23 protein-coding genes and 4 pseudogenes are annotated in these 22,638 nt (G+C 42.8%); 6 read left to right on the forward strand and 21 right to left on the reverse strand.

The window, feature by feature from the left end; genetic code table 11:
- Positions 1–54 precede the first annotated feature (54 nt).
- From HT723_RS06920 to HT723_RS06930, 3 genes and pseudogenes are all read right to left on the reverse strand, one after another.
- Positions 55–315, reverse strand: a pseudogene (locus HT723_RS06920) (PaaI family thioesterase); the annotation flags it as partial.
- 69 nt (positions 316–384) lie between these two features.
- Complete coding sequence (locus HT723_RS06925; RefSeq protein WP_172934900.1) at positions 385–1,866, reverse strand: UDP-glucose--hexose-1-phosphate uridylyltransferase; 1,482 nt, start codon at positions 1,864–1,866, stop codon at positions 385–387.
- 18 nt (positions 1,867–1,884) lie between these two features.
- On the reverse strand, positions 1,885–3,063 hold the full coding sequence (locus HT723_RS06930; RefSeq protein ID WP_000189883.1) for a galactokinase: 1,179 nt from the start codon (positions 3,061–3,063) through the stop codon (positions 1,885–1,887).
- Positions 3,064–3,227: 164 nt separating this feature from the next.
- On the opposite strand from HT723_RS06930, the pseudogene galR reads away from it, so the two are divergent.
- A pseudogene (galR, locus tag HT723_RS06940) lies at positions 3,228–4,231 on the forward strand (DNA-binding transcriptional regulator GalR).
- 61 nt (positions 4,232–4,292) lie between these two features.
- Here the strand turns inward: galR and HT723_RS06945 are convergent.
- Entirely contained in the window at positions 4,293–5,150 is an 858-nt protein-coding gene (locus HT723_RS06945) for a cation diffusion facilitator family transporter (protein ID WP_049511521.1), read from the reverse strand.
- A 132-nt stretch (positions 5,151–5,282) separates the two neighbouring features.
- Between HT723_RS06945 and HT723_RS06950 the strand changes: the two genes are divergently transcribed.
- Positions 5,283–5,819 (forward strand): TetR/AcrR family transcriptional regulator, encoded by a 537-nt coding sequence (locus HT723_RS06950; protein WP_172934902.1) that lies wholly within the window; start codon positions 5,283–5,285, stop codon positions 5,817–5,819.
- Between the two features lie 152 nt (positions 5,820–5,971).
- Here the strand turns inward: HT723_RS06950 and pnuC are convergent.
- From pnuC to pepA, 7 genes and pseudogenes are all read right to left on the reverse strand, one after another.
- Positions 5,972–6,778 (reverse strand): annotated as a pseudogene (pnuC, locus tag HT723_RS06955) (nicotinamide riboside transporter PnuC).
- Positions 6,779–7,109: 331 nt separating this feature from the next.
- A complete protein-coding gene (locus HT723_RS06960) occupies positions 7,110–8,630 on the reverse strand; it encodes an ABC transporter permease/substrate-binding protein (RefSeq protein ID WP_000182941.1) in 1,521 nt (506 codons plus the stop codon).
- On the reverse strand, positions 8,623–9,351 hold the full coding sequence (locus tag HT723_RS06965) for an ABC transporter ATP-binding protein (RefSeq protein ID WP_000575238.1): 729 nt from the start codon (positions 9,349–9,351) through the stop codon (positions 8,623–8,625). The genes HT723_RS06960 and HT723_RS06965 overlap by 8 nt, the downstream gene beginning before the upstream one ends.
- Before the next feature lie 14 nt (positions 9,352–9,365).
- Positions 9,366–9,551: pseudogene (locus HT723_RS06970) on the reverse strand (polyketide cyclase); the annotation flags it as partial.
- Between the two features lie 40 nt (positions 9,552–9,591).
- Entirely contained in the window at positions 9,592–10,035 is a 444-nt protein-coding gene (locus tag HT723_RS06975) for a MarR family transcriptional regulator (RefSeq protein WP_000655210.1), read from the reverse strand.
- A 578-nt stretch (positions 10,036–10,613) separates the two neighbouring features.
- Entirely contained in the window at positions 10,614–10,910 is a 297-nt protein-coding gene (locus HT723_RS06980; RefSeq protein ID WP_172934903.1) for a bacteriocin immunity protein, read from the reverse strand.
- Positions 10,911–10,929: 19 nt separating this feature from the next.
- The gene (gene pepA, locus HT723_RS06985; RefSeq protein WP_172934904.1) at positions 10,930–11,994 is read right to left on the reverse strand and encodes a glutamyl aminopeptidase; all 1,065 of its coding nucleotides are present in this window, start codon (positions 11,992–11,994) and stop codon (positions 10,930–10,932) included.
- A gap of 237 nt (positions 11,995–12,231) precedes the next feature.
- On the opposite strand from pepA, the gene HT723_RS06990 reads away from it, so the two are divergent.
- The 4 genes from HT723_RS06990 to HT723_RS07005 all read left to right on the forward strand — a co-directional run bounded on the left by HT723_RS06990 (position 12,232) and on the right by HT723_RS07005 (position 15,953).
- Positions 12,232–13,191 carry an ABC transporter permease gene (locus tag HT723_RS06990; protein ID WP_000777228.1) on the forward strand — a complete coding sequence of 320 codons (960 nt, stop codon included), beginning with the start codon at positions 12,232–12,234 and terminating at the stop codon, positions 13,189–13,191.
- Positions 13,181–14,137, forward strand: a complete 957-nt coding sequence (locus HT723_RS06995) for an iron chelate uptake ABC transporter family permease subunit (RefSeq protein WP_100104249.1) — start codon at positions 13,181–13,183, stop codon at positions 14,135–14,137. The genes HT723_RS06990 and HT723_RS06995 overlap by 11 nt, the downstream gene beginning before the upstream one ends.
- Complete coding sequence (locus tag HT723_RS07000) at positions 14,134–14,886, forward strand: ATP-binding cassette domain-containing protein (protein WP_100127951.1); 753 nt, start codon at positions 14,134–14,136, stop codon at positions 14,884–14,886. Before HT723_RS06995 ends, HT723_RS07000 begins: the two co-directional genes overlap by 4 nt.
- A 95-nt stretch (positions 14,887–14,981) precedes the next feature.
- Entirely contained in the window at positions 14,982–15,953 is a 972-nt protein-coding gene (locus HT723_RS07005; RefSeq protein ID WP_138706153.1) for a siderophore ABC transporter substrate-binding protein, read from the forward strand.
- Between the two features lie 224 nt (positions 15,954–16,177).
- Here the strand turns inward: HT723_RS07005 and yidD are convergent, their stop codons facing one another.
- From yidD to HT723_RS07055, 10 genes are all read right to left on the reverse strand, one after another.
- The gene (gene yidD, locus HT723_RS07010; protein WP_172934905.1) at positions 16,178–16,420 is read right to left on the reverse strand and encodes a membrane protein insertion efficiency factor YidD; all 243 of its coding nucleotides are present in this window, start codon (positions 16,418–16,420) and stop codon (positions 16,178–16,180) included.
- Positions 16,420–17,142 carry a pseudouridine synthase gene (locus tag HT723_RS07015; protein ID WP_001222228.1) on the reverse strand — a complete coding sequence of 241 codons (723 nt, stop codon included), beginning with the start codon at positions 17,140–17,142 and terminating at the stop codon, positions 16,420–16,422. The genes yidD and HT723_RS07015 overlap by 1 nt, the downstream gene beginning before the upstream one ends.
- On the reverse strand, positions 17,129–17,698 hold the full coding sequence (gene scpB, locus HT723_RS07020) for an SMC-Scp complex subunit ScpB (RefSeq protein WP_023933648.1): 570 nt from the start codon (positions 17,696–17,698) through the stop codon (positions 17,129–17,131). The genes HT723_RS07015 and scpB overlap by 14 nt, the downstream gene beginning before the upstream one ends.
- Before the next feature lie 18 nt (positions 17,699–17,716).
- Positions 17,717–18,445 carry a segregation/condensation protein A gene (locus tag HT723_RS07025; RefSeq protein WP_023933646.1) on the reverse strand — a complete coding sequence of 243 codons (729 nt, stop codon included), beginning with the start codon at positions 18,443–18,445 and terminating at the stop codon, positions 17,717–17,719.
- Complete coding sequence (xerD, locus tag HT723_RS07030) at positions 18,445–19,179, reverse strand: site-specific tyrosine recombinase XerD (protein WP_279586237.1); 735 nt, start codon at positions 19,177–19,179, stop codon at positions 18,445–18,447. The genes HT723_RS07025 and xerD overlap by 1 nt, the downstream gene beginning before the upstream one ends.
- On the reverse strand, positions 19,176–19,637 hold the full coding sequence (gene cbpB, locus HT723_RS07035) for a cyclic-di-AMP-binding protein CbpB (RefSeq protein ID WP_000560717.1): 462 nt from the start codon (positions 19,635–19,637) through the stop codon (positions 19,176–19,178). The genes xerD and cbpB overlap by 4 nt, the downstream gene beginning before the upstream one ends.
- Positions 19,634–20,155: a metallophosphoesterase gene (locus HT723_RS07040; RefSeq protein ID WP_001118953.1), complete on the reverse strand. Its 522-nt coding sequence runs from the start codon at positions 20,153–20,155 to the stop codon at positions 19,634–19,636. The genes cbpB and HT723_RS07040 overlap by 4 nt, the downstream gene beginning before the upstream one ends.
- Positions 20,131–21,102, reverse strand: coding sequence for a nucleoside-triphosphate diphosphatase (locus HT723_RS07045; protein ID WP_000182415.1), 972 nt, complete (start codon positions 21,100–21,102; stop codon positions 20,131–20,133). Before HT723_RS07045 ends, HT723_RS07040 begins: the two co-directional genes overlap by 25 nt.
- Complete coding sequence (racE, locus tag HT723_RS07050; protein WP_000370389.1) at positions 21,099–21,893, reverse strand: glutamate racemase; 795 nt, start codon at positions 21,891–21,893, stop codon at positions 21,099–21,101. The genes HT723_RS07045 and racE overlap by 4 nt, the downstream gene beginning before the upstream one ends.
- A 199-nt stretch (positions 21,894–22,092) precedes the next feature.
- Positions 22,093–22,341 carry a YneF family protein gene (locus HT723_RS07055; RefSeq protein ID WP_000364990.1) on the reverse strand — a complete coding sequence of 83 codons (249 nt, stop codon included), beginning with the start codon at positions 22,339–22,341 and terminating at the stop codon, positions 22,093–22,095.
- Between the last annotated feature and the right edge of the window lie 297 nt (positions 22,342–22,638).

Consider the following 22,638-nt stretch of genomic DNA (forward strand, 5'->3'; position numbering starts at 1 on the left):
TGTACTATATGCATAGCTTTATTATAACATGCTTGTTTGAAACTAAGCAACTATAATAGTCAGCACATCGTCTAGTTTTCCTGCCTTGAGATAGTTGATAGAGGACTGAAGCGTCACTACGTCTAGTCCTAGCGAGATGAGCACCAAACCACTAATCTGGTCGCAAAGGGTAAAGAGATAGCCACCATGGGCATAGCCATAGTAGTTGAGCGACGAGTCCACTACTTTTGTGGTCACCACAACGTGACCATCTTTCATCTCTTTAATTTCATAATTTTCAAAAGCTGATATAGCATCAAAGTGAAAATCTTTCATCATTTCCTCCTGATAGTTCAAACGACACTATGATACTACTTTTTATAGTACTGTGCAAGGAGAAGGCTCCTAGTCTGGCAAAATTTCGACCTGTTCTACAAAGCGCATAAAGGCTGCCTGTCCCTGTTCTGTTTGCTTGTAGACACCTGCATCCTCAAGTACACGCGCAAAGATAGCACCAACAGAGTCCTTGACGATTTCAAAGGCTTTTTCTTTATCTGTTAGGTCTGGATGTTGGGATTTGAGTTGGTCTGCCCACTCCTGATGATAATCGGCAACTGTAACAGCTTCTCCTACAAGATAGCTAGCGACTTGCTCCACTTCTTCTTTCAGACGTGGTGGCAAGATTGCCAAGCCCATGACCTCAATCAAGCCGATATTTTCCTTCTTGATATGTTGGACATCCTTGTGAGGATGATAGATGCCATCAGGATGTTCTGCAGAAGTCTGATTGTCCCTCAAGACCAAGTCCAACTCAAATTGTCCATTGCGTTTACGAGCAATTGGTGTAATGGTATGGTGTGGTGTTCCGTCTGTTTCTGCCAAAATCTGCACTGCAGGATCTGAATACTGGCGCCATTCCTGCAAAATCTTGTCAGCCAAGTTGATCAAATCTTCTTTGAAATCCGAAGTCAAACGCAACACTGACATTGGCCACTTGACAATCCCAGCCTTGACCTGTTCAAAACCAGTAAATCGGAAGGTCTTTTGCAAGGGAGCCAATTCCATAGGAAATACATGACGGCCTCCCTGATAGTGGTCATGAGTCAGAATAGAACCTCCCACAATCGGCAAGTCGGCATTAGAGCCAGCAAAATATCCTGGAAACTGCTCTACAATAGCCAGTAGACGCTCAAAACTCTGACGGCTAATCGTCATGGGACGATGCTGCCCATCTAAGAAAATACAGTGCTCATTAAAGTAAGCATAGGGCGAATACTGGAAGCCCCATTCCTGACCAGCCATTTCAAAACGGATAATACGGTGGTTGCTGCGAGCTGGGTGGTTGACCCGACCATGGTAACCCTCATTCTCTAGACAAAGCTGACACTGGGGATAATTGCTAGCTTGCACCAACTTGGCTGCCGCAATCTCTTTCGGATCCTTTTCAGGCTTAGAGAGGTTGATGGTAATTTCAAGTTCACCGTAATCAGATGGAACACGATAAGCGATATTTTTAGCAATGGCCTTGAGTTTGATGTAGTCATTCTTCTGACTGAGTTGGTAAAAATCCGCAATCGCCTGCTCAGGAGATTGGGCGTAGGTTGCCCAAAAGTCACGATTGACCTGACTTGGACAAGGGGTCACCAAGTCCATCAGTTCAGTACCAAGGATTTCACGCGCAGTCTGACTATTCTCAATCGTCTCTAATCGAACGGCTTCCTCAACCAGCTGGTCCTTGAGGTCAATCACTTTATCCAGATTGGTCTCAACTTCCAAAACACCTTCTCCCACTCGAGTCAAAACACGATTGGTCAGGTAGATTCGATCCATTTCCTCAAAGGTACTTTCAGCAATAACGTGTGTTACAAATTTATCTACTAAGGTCACTATAGAGCCTCCTTTTAACTAGTCAAGGACGCGAGTGCCACCTGCAACTTCAGCGATATAGAAGCTTGGAGCGTAGCCAACTACTTCCTCGTAGTGTTTGCCAACAGCTTCCTTAAAGGCCTCAACAGCATCTTTTTGCACCAAGGCAATGGCACAGCCGCCAAAACCTGCCCCTGTCATGCGAGCACCGAGAACGCCTTCTTGTGCCCAAGCTGTGTGAACAAGAGTATCCAATTCCAAGCCAGTTACTTCATAATCATGCTCCAGAGAAACGTGAGAGGCATTCATCAAACGACCAAATGTTTTCAAATCTCCTGCTTGAAGGGCTGCTTGAGCTTTGAGGGTACGTTGGTTTTCAAGCACAGCATGGCGAGCACGTTTCAAACGATTTTCATCTTTAATCAGATAGCTGTATTGGTCAAAGGCCCACTCGTCCAATTCACCCAAGGTCTGAATATCTAAGGCTGCTTGCAATTCTTCCACTGCTTTTTCACACTCAGCACGACGTTCATTGTATTTAGAGTCCGCCAATTCACGGCGCTTGTTAGTGTTCATGATAACAACGACATTGTCCTTCAAATCAAGTGGTACCAAATCATACTCTAAAGTGTTAGTATCTAGGTAAATAGCACGTTGGTCAGCCCCCATACCGATAGCAAATTGGTCCATAACGCCAGAGTTGACTCCGATAAAGTTGTTTTCTGTTTGTTTTCCGATTTTAACCAAATCGAGACGGTCTAGTTTTAAATCAAAGAGATGCTCTGCCACGACCCCTGTCAAGAGTTCCAAGGATGCTGATGAAGACAAGCCAGCACCATTTGGGATATTCCCATAAACATAAAAATCAAAACCTTTGTCAATCACGTGCCCAGCTTCTTGCAAGAAATGAAGAACCCCTTTTGGATAGTTAGTCCAGCCGTGCTCTTTTTCAAACTTAAGGTCAGCAAGAGGCACTTCTATGATACCCTTGTCCTCAAAGTTAGCTGAGTAGAAACGCAAGACTTGGTCGTCACGCTTGCGAGCTGCACCGTAAGTTCCCAAGGAAATGGCTGCTGGAAATACATGTCCACCATTATAGTCTGTGTGCTCACCAATCAAGTTGATACGACCTGGTGAAAAGAATGTTTGGTCTGCTTCTTGACCAAAAACAGCAAGAAAGTCTTTGCGAAGTGCTTCAGTAGTAAGATCTTGTGTCATATGATTTCTCCTTTTACTGTCCGTTAAGTCGTCTTAACGTGTAATCGTTTTCTTCTATTGTATCCAAGGGATTTCCCAAGGTCAATCCTTTTTACTAAAATTTTACTAAATTATCAGTAAAAAGCAGAAAAACATGATATACTAACCTTAAAGAAGGAGGATTTATGGCTACCTTAAAAGACATTGCACAGCTAGCCTCTGTCTCTATCGCGACCGTATCCCGTGTCCTAAACCGCGACCAGAGCCTATCTGTTACAGAAGAAACCAGGCACCGTATTTTAACCGTTGCTGAAGAGCTGGGCTACACCAAGCCCTCAAGACAGGCGAGTCCCACAAGCCCAAGCAAAAGATTGCCATTATCCAATGGGTCAGCGAACAAGGGGAGCTGGACGACCTCTACTACTACCAGATTCGCCTAGGCATAGAAAAAAGAGCTCAAGAGTTGGACTACGATATCTTGCGCTATTTTAATGACCATCCTTTTACCCTAAGCGAGGAAGTGATTGGAATTCTCTGCATCGGAAAATTTAGCCGAGCTCAGATTTCTGCCTTTGAAGAATACCAAAAGCCTCTTGTATTTCTAGACAGTGATACACTTTCCATGGGACATACCTGCATTATTACGGACTTTTACACTGCTATGAAACAGGTTGTCGATTATTTCCTCAGTCAAGGGTTGAATCGCATTGGGATTCTAACAGGGCTTGAGGAAACAACTGATCAAGAAGAAATCATTCAGGACAAGCGGCTGGAAAATTTTAGAAACTACAGTCAAACAAAAGGAATCTATCATGATGAACTGGTCTTTCAAGGAAGCTTTACTGCCCAGTCTGGCTATGACTTGATGAAGGAAGCCATTCAGAGCTTGGGAGACCAACTCCCACCAGCATTTTTCGCAGCCAGCGATAGTTTAGCCATCGGTGCCCTCCGTGCCCTCCAAGAAGCTGGAATCAACCTGCCAGACCGTGTCAGCCTCATTTCCTTTAACGACACTAGTCTAACCAAGCAGGTCTATCCTCCCCTTTCTAGCATCACGGTTTATACTGAAGAAATGGGCCGAGCAGGTATGGATATTCTTAACAAGGAAGTACTCCACGGTCGCAAAATACCTAGCCTGACCATGCTGGGAACCAGACTGACATTGAGAGAGAGTACAAGGAATGATTAGGATTACAAAACGACCTCTAGCAAGGCTGTTTCTCTAATAATCTCTATGATTCTGCTCCAACTCACACCTTTCGCTTATGTGCTTGGTGACTTTCTAGGTCTGCATCAACTTCAATGGTAATATTTTGAAAGCCACAATTTTTGAGGAAAATTCGAATAGATTCTTTACAAGTTTCCATATGCTCCATCTCTTTTAAACAAACATGGACAATGGCATTTTTTTCCAAACCATCCATAGTCCAGAGATTAAGCTGATTGATACTAGCGACATGGTCCAATTCTGCTAAATCCGTCTTGATCTTCTGGATATCTACTCCTTCTGGCACTGCATCGAGGAATATCTTGAGCGTGCTCCAAAAACGTGGAAGGGCTTTTGACAGAATAAAGAAGGAAATAACAAGAGACAAGAGCGGATCCAAGATATACCAATCGGTAAATCGAAGAACAATGGCCATCAGGATGACAGTCACCCAACCCAAGGTATCTTCCAGAAAGTGCAGGCTGAGAATGGATTCGTTCTTGGTTTGTCCTTTGCGAATGACGAGACTCGCTAGCACATTGATAGTAATCGCAATAATTCCTAACCAGAGAATCCCCTCATCATTGACCGGTTGTGGATGAAAGATTTTCGCTATATTTTCCAAAATGACCAAAACGGACCCTGTCATAAGAATCACAGCCGTTACCATGGCCCCTAAAAGGCTAAAACGCTTGTAGCCCAAGGTATAGTGGCTGTCTTCTTCACGATTGGAGATACTTTCCAAAAAGGCTGAGATCCCAATAGCAATCGCATCTCCCAAGTCATGCACCGAGTCAGCAAGAACTGCACTGGACCCAAACACTCCACCAGCGATAAACTCGACAATGGCATAAGTCAAATTTAAGAAAAAAGCTAGCCAAACAGTATATTTTGCCTTCATATTTCTCATTCCTTTGTTATAATAGATTTATGAACATCTTGTTCATTATCATTATCCACTAAAACTCAAAGAAAGGATAGAAGCAAAAGGTCAGCTTTATTCAGTTCTGAACAATTTGCCCCAAGTGTCCATATGACTAACATTGACCGCCGTATCAGTAAAACAAAAAAAGCCATCTATCAAGCTTTTCTACAACTTTTGAATGCTAAGGGCTACGAGACCACTACTGTTCAGGATATCATTGATCTTGCAGATGTGGGACGCTCCACCTTTTACTGTCACTATGAGAGTAAGGAGCTGCTTCTGGACCAGCTCTGCCGCTACCTCTTCCATCACCTCTTTGAAAGAGAAAAATCCATTTCAACTAAGGTTTATCTCGCCCATCTCTTTCTTCATTTTCAGAAAAACCAAGACCATATCACCAGTCTGCTATTCTCCAAAAATGACTACTTCCTTCGCCAACTTCATAAAGAACTGGAGCACCATGTCTATCCCATGTTGGCTGATGAGTTGAAAGAATCTCACCCAAGTCTGCCTGTTTCTTATCTCCAACACTTGGTCGTGACCAACTTTATCGAAACCTTGACCTGGTGGCTCAAAAAAGGGCAAGACTTCACAAATCAGGAAGTTGTCCAGTTTTATCTAGACCTTCTCATTTCTAAAGACTAAATACAGACTAGAGCTCAGTTGCCTTATGCCCAGGCTACTGAGTTTTTATCTTTTCGACAATAAAAGAGGAACTACTGCTCCTCTTTTTCATCATATCCAATCCTTGATTATCAACTCTATCTGTTTTATCCCAAAACTTAAAACATCTTTTCCTAGTTAGGTAAATCAGTATTCTGCTTGGCTGCCTTACTCCACTGGTACCATCCAACTAGACTGTTAATGAGATAAATTAGATATTACCCTTGAATTTGCAGGCTTTCTCCCCACCAGAGATAGATAGAAAAGACATTGGTAGCTGCCCAGAATATCCATTGTTCACGGTAAACAGCTGTCATGAGGATTTGCCCTACCCCATTGGTCGCATCTGTGATTGAATCACGATAGGGACGATTGGCACCAATAGACTGATAAATAAAACCAAAGGCCAACCACCAAAGAACACTAATGGAAAGATACTTGGTCCAACCCTTGCCATCCAGCTTACGTGCAACAAACTCCTGCTTTTCTTTCTTAAACTGGGCTTGATAAATCCAAACCAAGAGACCAATTGGCTGCATAATTGTAAAATAGAGAGTTGTTAAAACCTCACCATAGAAGCCTTTCTGTAGCGCCAAAATAAGGTAAATAACAGAGTTAATCAAGCCAAAAAGATAATTACTTGCTCGACCTTCCGATACAGAGATAACGCAAATAATCCCTGTCAAGCTACAAATCATCCCAATCCAGTCAACAATACGGTGTTCATAAATCAATTCCAGCCAGAGAGGAAAACTTCCTAAAACCAGCAAATACAGCCACTGGGCAAAGCTACGATTGGCAAAGAGGTCATTCCAAATAGCCTTCATAGTTCCTGAAAATCCTAAATCAGTCATAGCCGCAACCATACGACGGTAACCACCTGACATTTCACCTAGAGTTGTTTTGATATTTTCAATTTTCTTTTGCAAATAAGTATGCATCATTTCTCCTTTTGTTTTTAAAGAGCCGTGTCTGGATAGACTTTCGGACGCAACGCTCTATTAGATAATGAACTGTCTATACACAAGATTTCTAACCTTAGTCGACATGAGTTGAAAATCCTTATTTGTTAAGTAGTTCACAACACATTATACACCTATTTTATGAATAGCCAAGTGTATTTACAGATAAATTTTAGAAATTCCTGAAAATTTTCTCTTTCTTTCCATTTTAAGTGACATTCAATAACCCTAAAATCAAAAAAGCCCAGACGACATTGTCTGAGCTTTCTTCTATATAATCGTTTAACCAAGTTGAGTTTAGCTTTTCAAGCTATTTCTTCAACAAGCCTTGTTCTTGGAGAAACTCCTTGGCTACTTGTCCTGCTGACTTGCCTTCAACACTGACTTGGTAGTTAAGCTGGCTCATCTGGCTTTCAGTAATTTTACCAGCCAATTTATTGAGAACTGTTTCCAACTCTGGATGTTTCTTGAGAAGAGCTTCTTTCATGAGTGGAGCCCCTTGATAAGGTGGGAAGAGTTGCTTGTCATCTTCCAAGACCTGCAAATCATAACGCTCCAATTCCGCATCAGTCGAATAGGCATCCGTAATTTGAATATCGCCTGACTGAATAGCCTGATAGCGAAGAGCTGGTTCCATAGTCGCTACATTGAGATTGAGACCATACATTGATTGCAAGCCCTTATTTCCATCCTCACGGTCATTAAACTCAAGTGTAAAGCCTGCCTTCAGCTGTCCTTCCACTTTTTTCAAGTCCGAAATGGTCTTCAAGCCATATTCCTGAGCAATCTTTTTCGGAACAGCTACAGCATAAGTATTTTGATAAGACATGGGTTTGAGATAGGCTAGATGATCCTGCTTGGCAATGCCATCACGCGCTACATCATAAACCTGCTCTGGCTCATGACTCACTTTCGGTGATGGCTGAAGCAAACTTTCAGTCACCGTACCAGTAAATTCAGGATAGATGTCAATATCGCCTTTTTTCAGAGCTTCATAGAGGAAGCTTGTTTTCCCAAAATTTGGTTTAACAGTCGCAGTCATACTGGTATTTTCTTCAATCAGCAATTTATACATATTGGCCAAAATTTCTGGTTCTGGACCCAATTTTCCAGCAATAACCAAGTTTTCTTTCTCTTTTTGAGCTAAGAGGGCTGGACTATAAGACAGACCTAGCAATAAGGTCACCAAGGCAAAACCAGAAAAAATCGTCCGCAATTTTGCTTTTTCCATCACTTTTAGTAGGAAGTTAAAGGCAATAGCCAGCACTGCAGAAGAAAGGGCCCCAATCAAAATCAGACTGGCATTATTACGGTCAATTCCCAAAAGGATAAAGGAACCCAGCCCCCCTGCCCCAATCAAAGCTGCCAAGGTTGCCGTACCGATAATCAAGACCGCTGCCGTCCTAATTCCAGACATGATAACAGGCATAGCAAGTGGAATTTCAAACTTCTTGAGACGCTCCCACCTAGTCATCCCAAAGGCAATCCCAGCCTCTTGCAGACTCGGATCAATTCCCTTGAGCCCAGTGATGGTATTTTGTAAAATCGGAAAGATCGCATAAATCACTAGTGCTGTCAAAGCCGGCAAGGTTCCAATTCCCATCAAGGGAATAAAGAGCCCCAACAAGGCCAGTGACGGGATGGTCTGGAAAATCCCTGCAATCTGCAAGACCCAATCCGCCAACTTCTCATGATAGCGAAGAGAAACAGCCAAGGGAATCGCGATAAAAATAGCTAGTAACAGGGTCAAAAGTGACAACTGCAAATGTTGAGATAGAGCTGTCAACCAATCACTAAAACGATCCTGAAAAGTTGCAATTAAATTAGTCATGAACACTACCTCCAAACAAGTCTGCTACAAATTCTGTGGCAGGAGCTTTTAAAATGGTCTCGGGATTCGCCACCTGACGAATCTCTCCATCCTGCAAAACAGCAATACGGTCCGCCAACTTCAAAGCTTCATCCGTATCATGGGTCACAAAAATCGTTGTCATCCCAAACTCTTTATGCAATTCTTTTGTCAGAACTTGCAACTGTTTTCTCGAAATAGCATCCAAGGCTGAAAAAGGCTCATCCATGAGGAGAATCTTAGGCTGACCAATCATAGCACGAACAATTCCGACCCGTTGCTGTTCTCCACCAGATAATTCACTAGGTAAACGATGCCCATACTCGGCTACTGGTAAACCAACCTTAGCTAAAAGCTCTTCTGTTTTCTGAGCAATTTCTTCCTTAGTCCAGCCCTTCATCTCAGGAATCAGGGCAATATTTTCCGCGACCGTTAGATTAGGAAATAGAGCAATGGCCTGTAAAACATAACCAGTAGACAGACGAAGTTCACGCTCATCATAGTCTTTTATGCGCTTGCCATCCATATAAATATTTCCATCAGTTGGTTCCAAAAGACGGTTGACCATCTTAATCATGGTTGTCTTACCTGAGCCAGAAGGCCCAACTAAAACCATAAACTCCCCATTCTCAATCCGTAAATTAACATCTCTCAAGACATCTTTTTCTGTGTAGCGCAAGGCTACATTTTTGTATTCAATCATTCTTTGTCCTCGTTTTAAAACTTTCCTCGATTGATCAAGTCTTCTACCTTAGGCATGACTTCCTTATTGTCCCAATGCTCCTCAATTTTCCCGTTCTCTAAACGGAAGATATCGTCCTGGGCATAAGCAAGGCCATCAATCTGAGTCTGACCATAGCTAACCACATAGTTTCCTTGTCCTAAGAGTTGGAAAATAAAATCAAGAGTGGCCTTTACTTATAAAAACCTAATTTGATCTATTTTAATCCTCATTTGCCTTCTCTTTCAGATTTGCCAAAATTCTTTCTTGAAAGGCTTCAAATTGCCGAATTTCTTCCTCTGAAAATCCTTTGTAAAAAATCGTATCCAATTTCTGACTGACACGATGCCCCACTTCTTTCTGGGACTTGCCTAACTCCGTTAAAACTAAATACTTCTTACGCTTGTCTTTTCCACACGGACTAACAATTACAAGCTTTTGTTCCTCTAGCTTTTTGATCATAGTAGTCAGCGTATTATTCGCAAGCCCAGTTGCCAGAGCAATATCTGTCGCAGTTGCGCAGCCAGTTTTACTATTCCATAAAACCGCTAAAATCTTACCCTGTTCACCCCTATAAAGAGCCTCAGGATCTTGGGTCAGTAGCTTTTGAAAAATCCGCCCATTCAACAAACGAATATGATGGGCTAGCAAATGACTATCTTTCATGACACCTCCAATTTATTTCTATATCGATACGAATAAAAAACATTATAATACTTATCATTCTAATTGTCAACTATTTCGATTTGGAAATAATTTTTGATAATGATTTACACCACCATACTCCGGCTCAACTAACTTTTAAGGAGAGTTTCTAAACTCCTTCGTCCTCCAGTCTACAAAAGCCTTCCATCTGCACTATACTATATTTTATTAGGAAACACGTTTTTCCTATCAGACCATTTATTTTAAAGATAGAAGTAAATCATAATTACTTCCATCTGTTCTTTTATAGTATATTGAAGTTGGACTAGGGCACTGTATCTTCTAAAACATTGATAGAAAGCGATTTGAATTTCCCAATCAATTTGTTCGTATTTAATTTCACCTTACCCTATCTTTCTCATAGCACCCTTCAAACAGCCTATCCCCTACCGTTTGACGATTCCTCACTTCTCTCCACTTCCATTACAGAAGTTTCTTCACTACTATGGTCTCGGCTAACTTCTCATGATTCCTTGTTACTACTATTTGAACGCTCACGAGATAGATCTTACAAAAAAATGCTTTGATCCACAATGGAATCAAAGCATTTTAAAGAACTCCCCGTACATAAGGGCAGAAGCCGCAGTTCCTCTGTACTTAGCCTCTTCTATTTTGATAAAGCGGGCCAAGTTGAGCAACTCAGGTGCCGGATGTTTGGGATTCTTGAGCAATTCACGATTGACCAGACCTGAGAGACGAACTGCCAGCAATTGCTCATTTGTAGTAGGCAGTTTTTTAGCAGTCTCTAGGAGAGCAGCAACTAAATCTTCACTCAAATCATGTCGAGCATGATTGTAAAGATCTTTTATAAGGCTTTCTAGGTTTGGTTCTACCATCCCTACCACCTCCTTAAGTTTAATAATTTTTAATCAAATCAACCGTTGAACGATCCAATTTTTTCACCAAGGCTTGCAAGAAAGCTTGAGCTTCTAGGAAGTCATCCATAGCGTAGAGGGTTTGGTGAGAATGGATATAACGAGCGCAAACACCGATTGTTGTAGATGGGACACCACCATTTTTCAAATGAGCTGCGCCAGCGTCTGTTCCGCCTTTACCACAGTAGTATTGGTACTTGATTCCAGCTTCTTCAGCAGTTGTCAAAAGGAAATCTTTCATTCCTGGGAGAAGCAAGTGACCTGGATCGTAGAAACGAATCAAGGTTCCATCTCCAATCTTGCCTTGACCGCCATAAACATCACCAGCAGGTGAGCAGTCAACTGCTAGGAAAACTTCTGGGTCAAACTTAGTTGTAGATGTATGAGCACCACGAAGACCAACCTCTTCTTGGACATTAGAGCCAAGATAGAGTTCATTTCCCAGTTTTTGACCTGACAGAGCTTCCGCCAACTCGCTAACCATAAGAACACCGTAGCGGTTATCCCAAGCTTTTGAGATGATATTTTTTTCATTGGCTGTCAAGATTGCAGAACTATCTGGTACGATGGTGTCTCCAGGACGGATGCCAAAGCTTTCTGCCTCAGCCTTATCCGTAAAACCGCCATCAAAGACGATATCTGCAATGGCTGGCATGGTTGGTCCACCCTTTCCACGAGTCAAATGTGGAGGGACAGAACCCGAAATCACAGGAATTTCACGACCGTCACGAGTCAAGAGTTTGAAACGTTGGCTGCTAACCACCATAGGATTCCATCCACCGATTTCTACCACACGGAAGGTACCATCTGGCTTGATTTCGCTGACCATAAAACCAACTTCATCCATGTGAGAAGCGACCAAGACACGCGGTGCATCTGCAGCTTCTGAATGTTTAATTCCGAAAATACCACCCAAGCCATCTGTCACCACTTCATCCACGTGCGGTGTCAATTTTTCACGAAGATAAGCACGGACAGGCGCTTCATGACCTGAGATCGCAGCAAGTTCTGTTACTTCTTTAATTTTTGAAAATAATGTTGTCATTTCAGTTCCTTCTTTCTTTCATCCATTTTACCACTTTTTAGAGGAGAAGGATAGTGGGAAGGTGGATAGTTTCTTACTCAGTTTTCCTATAAAAAAGAGAGACAGATATTCTTTCAGGAATTTTTCTTTCTTTTTTACATTAAATTGTCAGAAATTTTATTGACAGATTAGAAAAAACATGTTACAGTAATATCCGCAGGTATCTTTCGATACCAAATCTACATGAAAGGACGGGGTATGAAACTTTCTCATTATTTAATTGGCTTACTTCTGCTCCTAGTCTTTCTCTCTATTAGCATTGGAACCAGTGATTTTTCATGGGGAAAACTCTTTGCTTTCGACCAGCAGACCTGGCTACTATTTCAGGAGTCCCGTCTTCCAAGAACCATCAGTATTCTCCTTGCGGCCTCTAGTATGAGTATGGCAGGCCTTCTCATGCAGACCATCACTCAAAATCAGTTTGCTGCTCCGAGTACAGTTGGAACCACTGAAGCCGCCAAACTGGGAATGGTATTGAGCCTCTTTATCTTTCCGTCTGCGAGTCTAACCCAAAAGATGCTCTTCGCTTTTGTTTCATCCATCATATTTACCCTCTTCTTCCTAGCCTTTATGACCATTTTTACTGTAAAGGAAAGGTGGATGTTGCCTCTGATTGGAATCATCTATAGTGGGATTATCGACTCAGTCACAGAAGTTATCGCCTATCGTTTCAATCTGGTTCAGAGTATGACTGCTTGGACCCAAGGATCCTTCTCCATGATTCAGACCCATCAGTATGAGTGGCTCTTCTTAGGCCTCATTATCCTGATAGCCGTTTGGAAATTATCCCAAACTTTTACCATCATGAATCTAGGAAAAGAAACCAGTGAAAGTTTGGGGATTTCTTACTCCCTACTTGAAAAACTAGCTCTCTTTCTGATTGCATTAACGACAAGCGTCACCATGATTACCGTGGGTGCCTTACCATTTCTTGGAGTTATTGTTCCCAATCTTATTCGCAAGCGTTATGGAGATAATCTGAGTCAAACCAAACTCATGGTCGCACTGGTTGGTGCCAATCTAGTTCTGGCTTGCGATATCCTATCCCGAGTTCTGATCAGACCCTATGAGTTGTCTGTCAGTCTCTTGCTAGGAATCATTGGTAGCCTCGTCTTTATCCTACTTCTCTGGAGAGGGGGACGAAAAGATGCAGACTAAAAGCAAACATACCAAGCTCTTCTGGATTCTCATTATTCTTGCCATCGGAGCTTGTCTTCTCTACTTTTGGCCCATCACTCACTTGTCAGCCTTTACTTGGAAGTTGCGTTCCCAAAAGATCATCGTTTATCTCTTGGTAGCTATCGCGACTGGGATTTCGACCATTAGTTTTCAAACCCTGACGGAAAATCGCTTCCTGACACCTAGTATTTTGGGAATTGAATCCTTCTACGTCCTACTACAAACCCTACTACTGGTTTTTGAAAGCAAGTTTCTTCAACTTGGTAAGTCCCCTATCTTAGAATTCCTAGTCTTACTTCTTGTCCAATCCCTCTTCTTTCTTGCCTTACAAGGCTACTTGAAGACGCTGATGAAGCAAGATCTGGTCTTCATCCTGCTGATTTGTCTAGCGCTCGGAAGTCTCTTTCGAAATATCAGTACCTTCCTTCAGGTCCTGATGGATCCAAACGAATACGATAAACTGCAGAATAGTCTCTTTGCCTCCTTTCAACATCTCAACACTTCCATCCTAGCCATTGGTTCTCTGATTATCCTTGCTTTGACAATCTTTTTCTTTCGGAAAGCAGTCATTCTGGATGTCTTGCACCTACAAAGAGAAACGGCTCAAATATTGGGGCTCGATGTTGAAAAAGAACAGAAAGAACTCCTCTGGGGCATCGTGCTTTTGACCTCAACGGCCACTGCCTTGGTAGGTCCTATGGTCTTCTTCGGCTTTATGCTGGCCAACCTAACCTACCTAATCGTCAAAGACTATCGCCACAAGTTGCTCTTTATCGTAGCCATTCTGATTGGATTTATTAGTTTGACCTTGGGGCAGGCCCTGATTGAACGAGTCTTTGCACTGGAAATTCGCATCAGCATGATCATTGAGAGTGTGGGTGGCCTTTTATTCTTTATCTTACTATACAGGAGGGCGCGTCAGTGAAACTGGAAAACATTGACAAATCCATTCAAAAACAGGATATTTTGCAAGGCATTTCGCTTGAAGTCAGTCCTCAAAAACTGACAGCCTTTATTGGTCCAAATGGTGCTGGAAAATCGACTCTCCTCTCCATCATGAGCAGACTAACCAAGAAAGATCAGGGAGTTCTCAGTATCAAAGGACGTGAAATCGAGAGCTGGAATTCACAAGAACTGGCTCAAGAACTGACTATCCTAAAACAGAAAATCAATTACCAAGCCAAATTGACTGCTGAAGAACTGGTCAGTTTTGGACGTTTTCCCTACAGCCGAGGTCGACTTAGATCAGAAGACTGGGAAAAAATCCGAGAAACGCTAGACTATTTGGAACTGACCAACTTAAAAGACCGCTACATCAATAGCCTGTCTGGGGGGCAACTCCAGCGCGTCTTTATCGCTATGGTACTGGCCCAGGATACGGACTTTATCTTGCTGGACGAACCACTCAACAATCTCGATATCAAGCAAAGCGTCAGCATGATGCAGATTCTTCGACGACTGGTGGGGGAACTCGGCAAGACCATTATCATCGTCCTCCACGATATCAACATGGCCAGTCAGTATGCAGATGAAATTGTCGCCTTCAAGGACGGCCAGGTCTTTAGCAAGGGAAGAACCAATCAAATCATGCAGGCTGACCTGCTCAGTCAACTTTATGAGATTCCCATCACGCTAGCTGATATCAATGGCAAAAAGATCTGTATCTATAGCTAGTAACATAGAAGCTCAAGTTAGAGAACCTTCGGTCTCTTAGTCAATAAGACCAAGAGACTCCCTAAATCGTTATCACATTTTAAAAAGGAGAAATCATGAAAACATCCCTTAAACTTTATTTCACTGCCCTAGTGGCCAGCTTCTTGCTTCTACTTGGTGCATGCAGTACAAATACAAACTCAAGCACTAGTCAGTCGGAAACAAGCAACTCTGCTCCAACAGAGATAACCATTAAAAGTTCACTAGACGAAGTCAAACTTTCCAAAGTTCCTGAAAAGATTGTGACCTTTGACCTCGGCGCTGCGGATACTATTCGTGCTCTAGGATTTGAAAAAAATATCGTTGGAATGCCTACAAAAACAGTACCAACCTATCTCAAAGACCTAGCTGGAAAAGTTAAAAATGTTGGTTCTATGAGAGAACCTGATTTAGAAGCTATCGCCGCCCTTGAGCCTGATTTGATTATTGCTTCCCTACGTACACAAAAATTCGTAGACAAATTCAAAGAAATCGCCCCAACAGTTCTCTTCCAAGCAAGCAAGGACGACTACTGGACTTCTACCAAGGTTAATATCGAATCCTTAGCAAGCGCCTTCGGCGAAACTGGTGCACAGAAATCCAAGGAAGAATTAGTCAAGCTAGACAAGAGCATTCAAGAAGTCGCTACTAAAAATGAAAGCTCTGACAAAAAAGCCCTTGCCATCCTCCTTAATGAAGGAAAAATGGCAGCCTTTGGTGCTCAATCTCGTTTTTCTTTCTTGTATCAAACCTTGAAATTCAAGCCAACTGATACTCAATTTGAAGATTCTCGCCACGGACAAGAAGTCAGCTTTGAAAGTGTCAAAGAAATCAACCCTGACATTCTCTTTGTCATCAACCGTACCCTTGCCATCGGTGGGGATAACTCTAGCAACGACGGTGTCCTAGAAAATGCCCTTATCGCTGAAACACCTGCCGCTAAAAATGGTAAGATTATCCAACTAACACCAGACCTCTGGTATCTCAGTGGAGGCGGTCTTGAATCAACAAAACTCATGATTGAAGACACACAAAAAGCTTTGAAATAAGCCACTTCAAACTCAATTTAATACTCAATGAAAATCAAAGATTAAACTAGGAAACTAGCCGCAGGTTGCTCAAAACACTGTTTCGAGGTTGCAGATGAAAGCTGACGCGGTTTGAAGAGATTTTCGAAGAGTATAAAATTTTGACATTCTAAAACGCATCCTATCAAGTTTACTCAAACCTGATAGGATGCGTTTTTATCATTTTGAAATCTATTTACCCCACCTCATTCCCCTTCTTGATTTCGTTTAAGGGAAAAGTGGTCTGGAACGGGGTCCTTACCTGTTTTCGACCAGGGATGACAACGTAAAATCCGAGCCAAGCCCATCAATACCCCCTTAAAACCATGTTTTTCAATAGCCTGAATCATGTAGTTGGAACAAGTCAGCTCAAAGCGACAAGAGGGTGGAAAGACTGGTGAGATAAAACGTTGGTAAAGGCGCACAGGCGCTATTAAAATTCGTTTCATTATTTCTTAGTTACAGCCATGGTGTGTAGTTGGCTGATTTCTTTTTTATTAAGACGACGGGATTCTCCTGGACGGAGTCCTGTCAAGTCTAGGTGTCCGAAACGAGTCCGAGACAACTTATCTACTTGGAGACCAACAGCTTCAAACATCTTTTTAACCTGATGGTTACGCCCTTCATGGATGGTCAACTGCACCACAGAGCGATTTTTGACTGGGTCCACTTTGAGAATTTCATAAACAGCTGGCTTGGTTTTCTTACCATCAATCTCAAGACCACGGGTCAAGGGGCGGAGATTGTCCTTATTGGCCACACCTTTAACACGCGCGACATAAACCTTGTCAATCTCATTACGAGGGTGAATCATCTCGTCTGTAAAGTCCCCATCATTGGTCAAAATCAAGACACCTGATGTATCCCAGTCCAAACGACCCACAGGGTAAATACGCTCTTTGACATTGGGCAAGAGGTCGACAACCGTCTTGCGACCCTTATCATCTGTCACACTGGAAATGACACCGCGTGGTTTGTTAAGCAGATAGTAGACCTTTTCTTCGTTGTAGATAGGTTGGCCTTCAACTTCGACCTTGTCGCCTGACTTGATAGTGGTTGCTAGTTCACGTACCACTTGGCCGTTAACCGTCACCAAGCCTTGCTTGATCAGCTCTTCTGCTTTTCTCCTACTGGCCACACCTGCGTGGGCAATATACTTATTGATTCTCATCTTCTTCTATCCTTTCACCAAATAATTGGCTTTCTTGGGCTTGAATCTCAAGCTCATCAATCACTGGTAATTCTTCCAAATGGTTAATTCCCATGTAATCTAGGAAATAATCTGTAGTCACATAGAGGTTGGGACGCCCCAACACTTCTTTTTTTCCGTCTTCTCGTATCAGGTCAAAAGCCTGCAACTTTGCCAAGGCCCCACTCGAGTTGACCCCACGGATGGCATCAATCTCTATCCGTGTGATGGGCTGTTTGTAAGCAATGATGGACAAAGTCTCAAGGGCAGCCCGAGATAAACTCTGGTTGATAGGTGCCTTAGAGTATTCCTTCAAAATCTCTGCAAATTGAGGCTTGGTCACCAATCTATAAGCACCACCAGTCTCAATCAGATCCAAACTGGAATCTGGGTCCTTTTCATACTTCTGGGCTAATTTTTCTAAACTCTGTTGGATGCCTGTCGGTGGCAGAGAGAGGAGTTCAGCTAACTGGCGGACTCTAATCCCATCTTCACCCGCTACAAACAAGAGCGCTTCTATTTTTGCTAAAGTACTCATCTTTCCTCTCTATCAAGTCTAGCTTTGGGCCACTTGACTTTCTTCCTTCTTTTCCATGAGATAAATATCTCCGAAACTCTCCTCTTGCACGAGGACCAGCTCCTGGGTTTTGATTAACTCTAGGGTTGCCAGAAAGAGGGTGATGACCTCTTGGAGATTCTGGGCTTCCTTAAACAAATCCTGCAAGCGCAATTGATCTCGTCCAGCCAAGGACTCTTTCACGATAACCATCATGTCCTCAATCTTATACTCATCCCGCAAGATAGTCGTGTGATTTTGTGCAAACTCCTCTTTTTTCTTGGCTAGGATATTTGAAAAAGCCAAAAAGAGGTCAATGGTCGTCTTGTCATGCACAAGCTCCGCATCTTCGTAAATCAACTCTGTCGGTGCTTTGGAATAGTGCTGGGCCCGTTCTTGGTGCTTGGCTTCCAAGTGCTCCCCCAAAAGCTTGAACTTGCGGTACTCTTCGATTTGAGAGAGAAGATCCTGCTCTAGGTCATCTTCCAAATCTGTCACTTCCGCTACCTTTGGAAGGAGTTTACGACTCTTAATCAGCATGAGCTGGCTGGCCATGACCATGTACTCGCCCGTCACTTCCAGACGCATGGCCTGCAGAGTTGAGACATAAGCTAGATACTGTTCAATGACTTCCGTAATGGGCACATCGTAGATATCCATCTGATACTTAGAAACCAGGTGCAAGAGCAAGTCCAGGGGCCCTTCAAAATCCTTTAATTTAATATCCATTATCTATACTTTTCTAAGGTCAGGACTGTTTTTAATCCTAATTTTTTTGCAATTTCGTACAAATCGACCTTGTTTTCAATTTGTCGTAGAATGAACTGTTCCCGCAAGGCTTGGGCTGATAGTGCTGGAAAACCTTTCTCCTTGACAAAAGCTTCTAGCTGACGAAAGGCCCACTGACGAGAATAGGCTTTCCCTGCCCTTTCAAAGAGATAGGTCTGCCCCATCAAGGGTTCCAACTCTGAAAGCAAGGTTGTGGGAATGGTGACAATCCTCTGTTGGGAATCCTTCTTGATTCGCAACACCTGAAAATCCAGATTGATATCCGCAACCTTTAGAGCTAAAATCTCACTCGGCAAGAGCCCTATTTCCAAGATTAGGAGAGCCAGTAAGCGGCCCTCTGGATAGTCGCTTTCCTGCCAAAAAGAGTCTAGGTCTAACAGTTCTGACTTCTCGGTCTTCTTTTCAGCTTGTTTAGCTAATTCCAAACGGTAAAAGCTGTCCACTTCTCCTTTTTGATAGAGAAAGTAGAGAAATTGATTACAGGCCGAAATCTTTCGCTTCTGAGCGCTGATTTTTAGATTGGCTAGCTGGGCTTGGTAAATCTTGAGACTAGTATCAGAAACCCGCTCGCCTACTATGTCTAAAAATTGCTCCAAATCATACTTATAGGACTGCTTGGAATTGGCAGATAAGCCCTGCTTTTCTTCTAAAAAGGCTGAAATCCTATCTCTCATTTGCATCGAATCTCATATTCCTTACTAAAGTCATGCAAGAGGGCATTGACTGCTTTGAGGATAGACTTGCGCGTGATAATCCCTTGGAAAATACCAGACGCATCCACAACCGGCAAGAAGGACTCATCTACCAGCTTGTGCAAGACCTCCGTAATGGTGAAATCAGGCGAAACAACCGCTACGTCCGTTTGGGTCATATGAACGATATCCGTATCCGCCATGATTTCTTGGCTCAAGTCATGCTCCATCTGATAAGCCATAATATCTCTGAGCCCAATCGTCCCAACAAACTGTTTTTCATCTGTCACAACAGGAACACGGGTATAGGTCATCTGACTGAGCAAGAGGGTCGCATGATCCGCATTGTGGGTATCAATCAACACGGCTAGATTTTCAGCAGGAGTCAAAAAAGTTTCCTCCTGCCCCAACAAGAAAGTCTCAAACTCCTTGGCAATCATCGGCTAAACTCCTTGGACAAGCCTGGATACACCTCATGGTTTCGTGTCAAAAAGTCCACTTTGAAGTAACTATCATCAATCTCCACACGAGCATAGAGACATTCTCTGATGGTTCCACGTGGTTGACTGATGGAACCTGGATTTAGAAAGAGGGTCTTGCCTTCCATCCAAGCACTTGGCACATGCAAGTGACCATAGAGGCAGATATCGGCCTCTTCTTCCTGAGCCCAGTAGTCCAACTTTTGAAAGTTGAAATTGATGTCAAACAAGTGACCATGGGTTTGGATAATCTTGGTCGAACCAAGCTCAGTCACCAAACGTTCTGGGTAACCTGCATAGAAGTCCATATTCCCTTTAACAACACGGATGCCTTCCCAAAGGGGAGAATCAGGACGCAGTTCAGAATCGCCGTTATGAAAAACGGCATCAACTTTGCCCACATAGCGATCACGGATTTCTTCCACAATCAAGCTATCGCCATGAGAATCGCTCATTACAATGATGGTTTGCTTTGCCATGATGGAAATACCTCCAAAAGTTTCTTAACGGCTAAGGCACGGTGAGATTGACTATTTTTTTCTTCGAGGGTTAATTCAGCTGAGGACTTGCCTGTCTCTCCTACAAGGAAGAGAGGATCGTAACCAAAGCCATTTTCACCCTTGGGTTCAAAGTTAATATAGCCTGACCAGTCTGCTTCAACAACCAAGCTTTCCTTGTTGGGACTGGCTACGACTAGGGTTGTATGGAATTGAGCCGAGCGGTCCTTGAGTTCAAAGACCATGGCCAATTCGTGCAAGAGCTTGGCATTGTTTTCACGGTCAGTAGCTCCCATTCCTGCGAAACGAGCTGACCAGACACCTGGCAAGCCACCAAGGACATCGACTTTGAGACCTGAGTCATCTGCCAAAACCATCTTGCCCGTTAATTGAGAAATGGTTTCTGCCTTGAGGCGGGCATTTTCTTCAAAGGTCATGCCTGTTTCAGCTACTTCAGGCAAGTCAGGGTAGTCATTGAGATTTTCCACATCGTAGCCTAGCTTGTCAAAGATAGCTCGGAATTCCTTGGTCTTGCCCTCGTTACGAGTCGCAATCAATAAGGTTTCTCTGACCTTGTTTGTCTCAAAAAAATCTTGAACATTGACCCCTTCTTTAGGCAATTCTACATACAAGAGTTGCCCATTTTCAACCAAGAGCAGGGCCCCATGACGTTGAATAACTTCCAAGTTTCGTCCCATTTCTTGATTAAGCATGTCTACCACAAAGGAGAACAAACGGTAGGTAGAACCATAGCGTAAAACAGTAACTGAAAGCGGGAAACCATACTCTTCATCTCCAAATATTTTGGAGAATTCAAACAGAGGAAAATCTGTCTTATAGTCGCTCAAACTGTTAACGCCACCAAAAATACTATAAGACCCAACATACCAGTCCTGGTCATCCTTATATTCATAAATTTTATTTGTCATAATTCTACATGCTCCACATGAATCTCTTTTTCCAGCCATTCTTCACCAATTTGTGCAAAACTTTGGCTACTGGCTGTTGTGTAAAAACGGTGATGGAGTGGTCCAGCATCGCGACCACGATTGATTTCAAAATAATTAAGTAAGACTGAGATGTCCCGTACGCACTCTGCCCCACTATCGATGAGCTGAACCTTTGGCCCCATGACATTTTGAATAATGGGTCTGAGGAGCGGATAATGGGTACAGCCCAAAATCAGGCTATCCACCTTTCCAACCAAGGGACGCAGGGTTTCATAGACCACTTTCTTGGTAACACTGGTTGACAGGGCACCTGACTCCACTAAAGGGGCAAACTTGGGACAGGCCAAACTCTCCACCTGTAAGTCTGGAGCCAGATCATGGATTTTCTGACGGTAGATGTCTGATTGTACCGTCATGGGCGTTCCAATCACTCCGATTTTCCCATCTTGGCTGGACTTGATGGCTGCTGAAGCTCCTGGCAAAATCACACCTAGGACGGGAATATCTAGTTGAGCCTTGATTTCTTCCCAGACGACCGCAGTCGCAGTATTACAAGCAATGACAATCATTTTGACATCCTTGGTCAAAAGAAAGTTGACCAACTGCCAAGTATATTCCCGAATTTGCTCAGCAGGACGGGGACCATAGGGCGCCCGTGCCGAATCTCCAATATAGACGATTTCTTCATGGGGAAGTTGGCGCATGAGCTCGCTCACAACGGTCAAGCCCCCGACACCCGAATCCAAAAAACCAATTGGTCGATTATCCATACAGTCTTCTTTCTAGTCTTTTTTCTGATTGATAGTTCATTATGATTATTGATCCTTATGAACAGAATGATAGCCTAATCAACAACTATCTCTCTTAATCATAATCAAATATCAATAGAATGCAAGGAAAAAGTCTCACCCCTAAACCATAGCCAACATAGTGAGAAGTCTGGAACTTTCATCCCAGACTTTTCCTTATTTATTTTTTCTTTTTATTGTTAGCAAGGGCTGCCTTTTGTTGGCGGATGATTTGGTGGTAAACTTGTTGTACCTTAGCCTCGCTTGGTTTTTGACCATTTGCACTCAAAAGAGTACGAACTGCTTCAGCATTCAAACGTGGGTTGTCAGCAAATTCCTTTTCAATTTGCTTACGAACCAAGTACATTCCTCCCAGAGCTCCTCCTAGAAAAGCTAGCACAATCAATACAATTGCTAAAAGTAAATCCATCATATTTCTCCTGTTTCTTTTTGAGTCTCTTTCATTATACCACAAACTAGCCACCCTGACTAGTTTGTTTTACGCTTTCAGGGATGGAATGTAATTCGAATGTGAGAATGTCTTTAGTAAATCGAACGTGAAAATGTCCCATTTGATAAAATAGTCGTATGAAAAGTATCCAACTGAATATGAATGAAACGAAAAAATATCTTGTGATAAAAGCTATAGACCAAGGAAAGAAAACAAAGAATCGAGCCTGTGTCGAACTGAATCTTTCTGAAAGACAAATCAATCGTCTGCTACTAG

Source organism: Streptococcus sp. 2106, from assembly GCF_013277315.1.
Lineage (GTDB): Bacteria > Bacillota > Bacilli > Lactobacillales > Streptococcaceae > Streptococcus > Streptococcus pseudopneumoniae.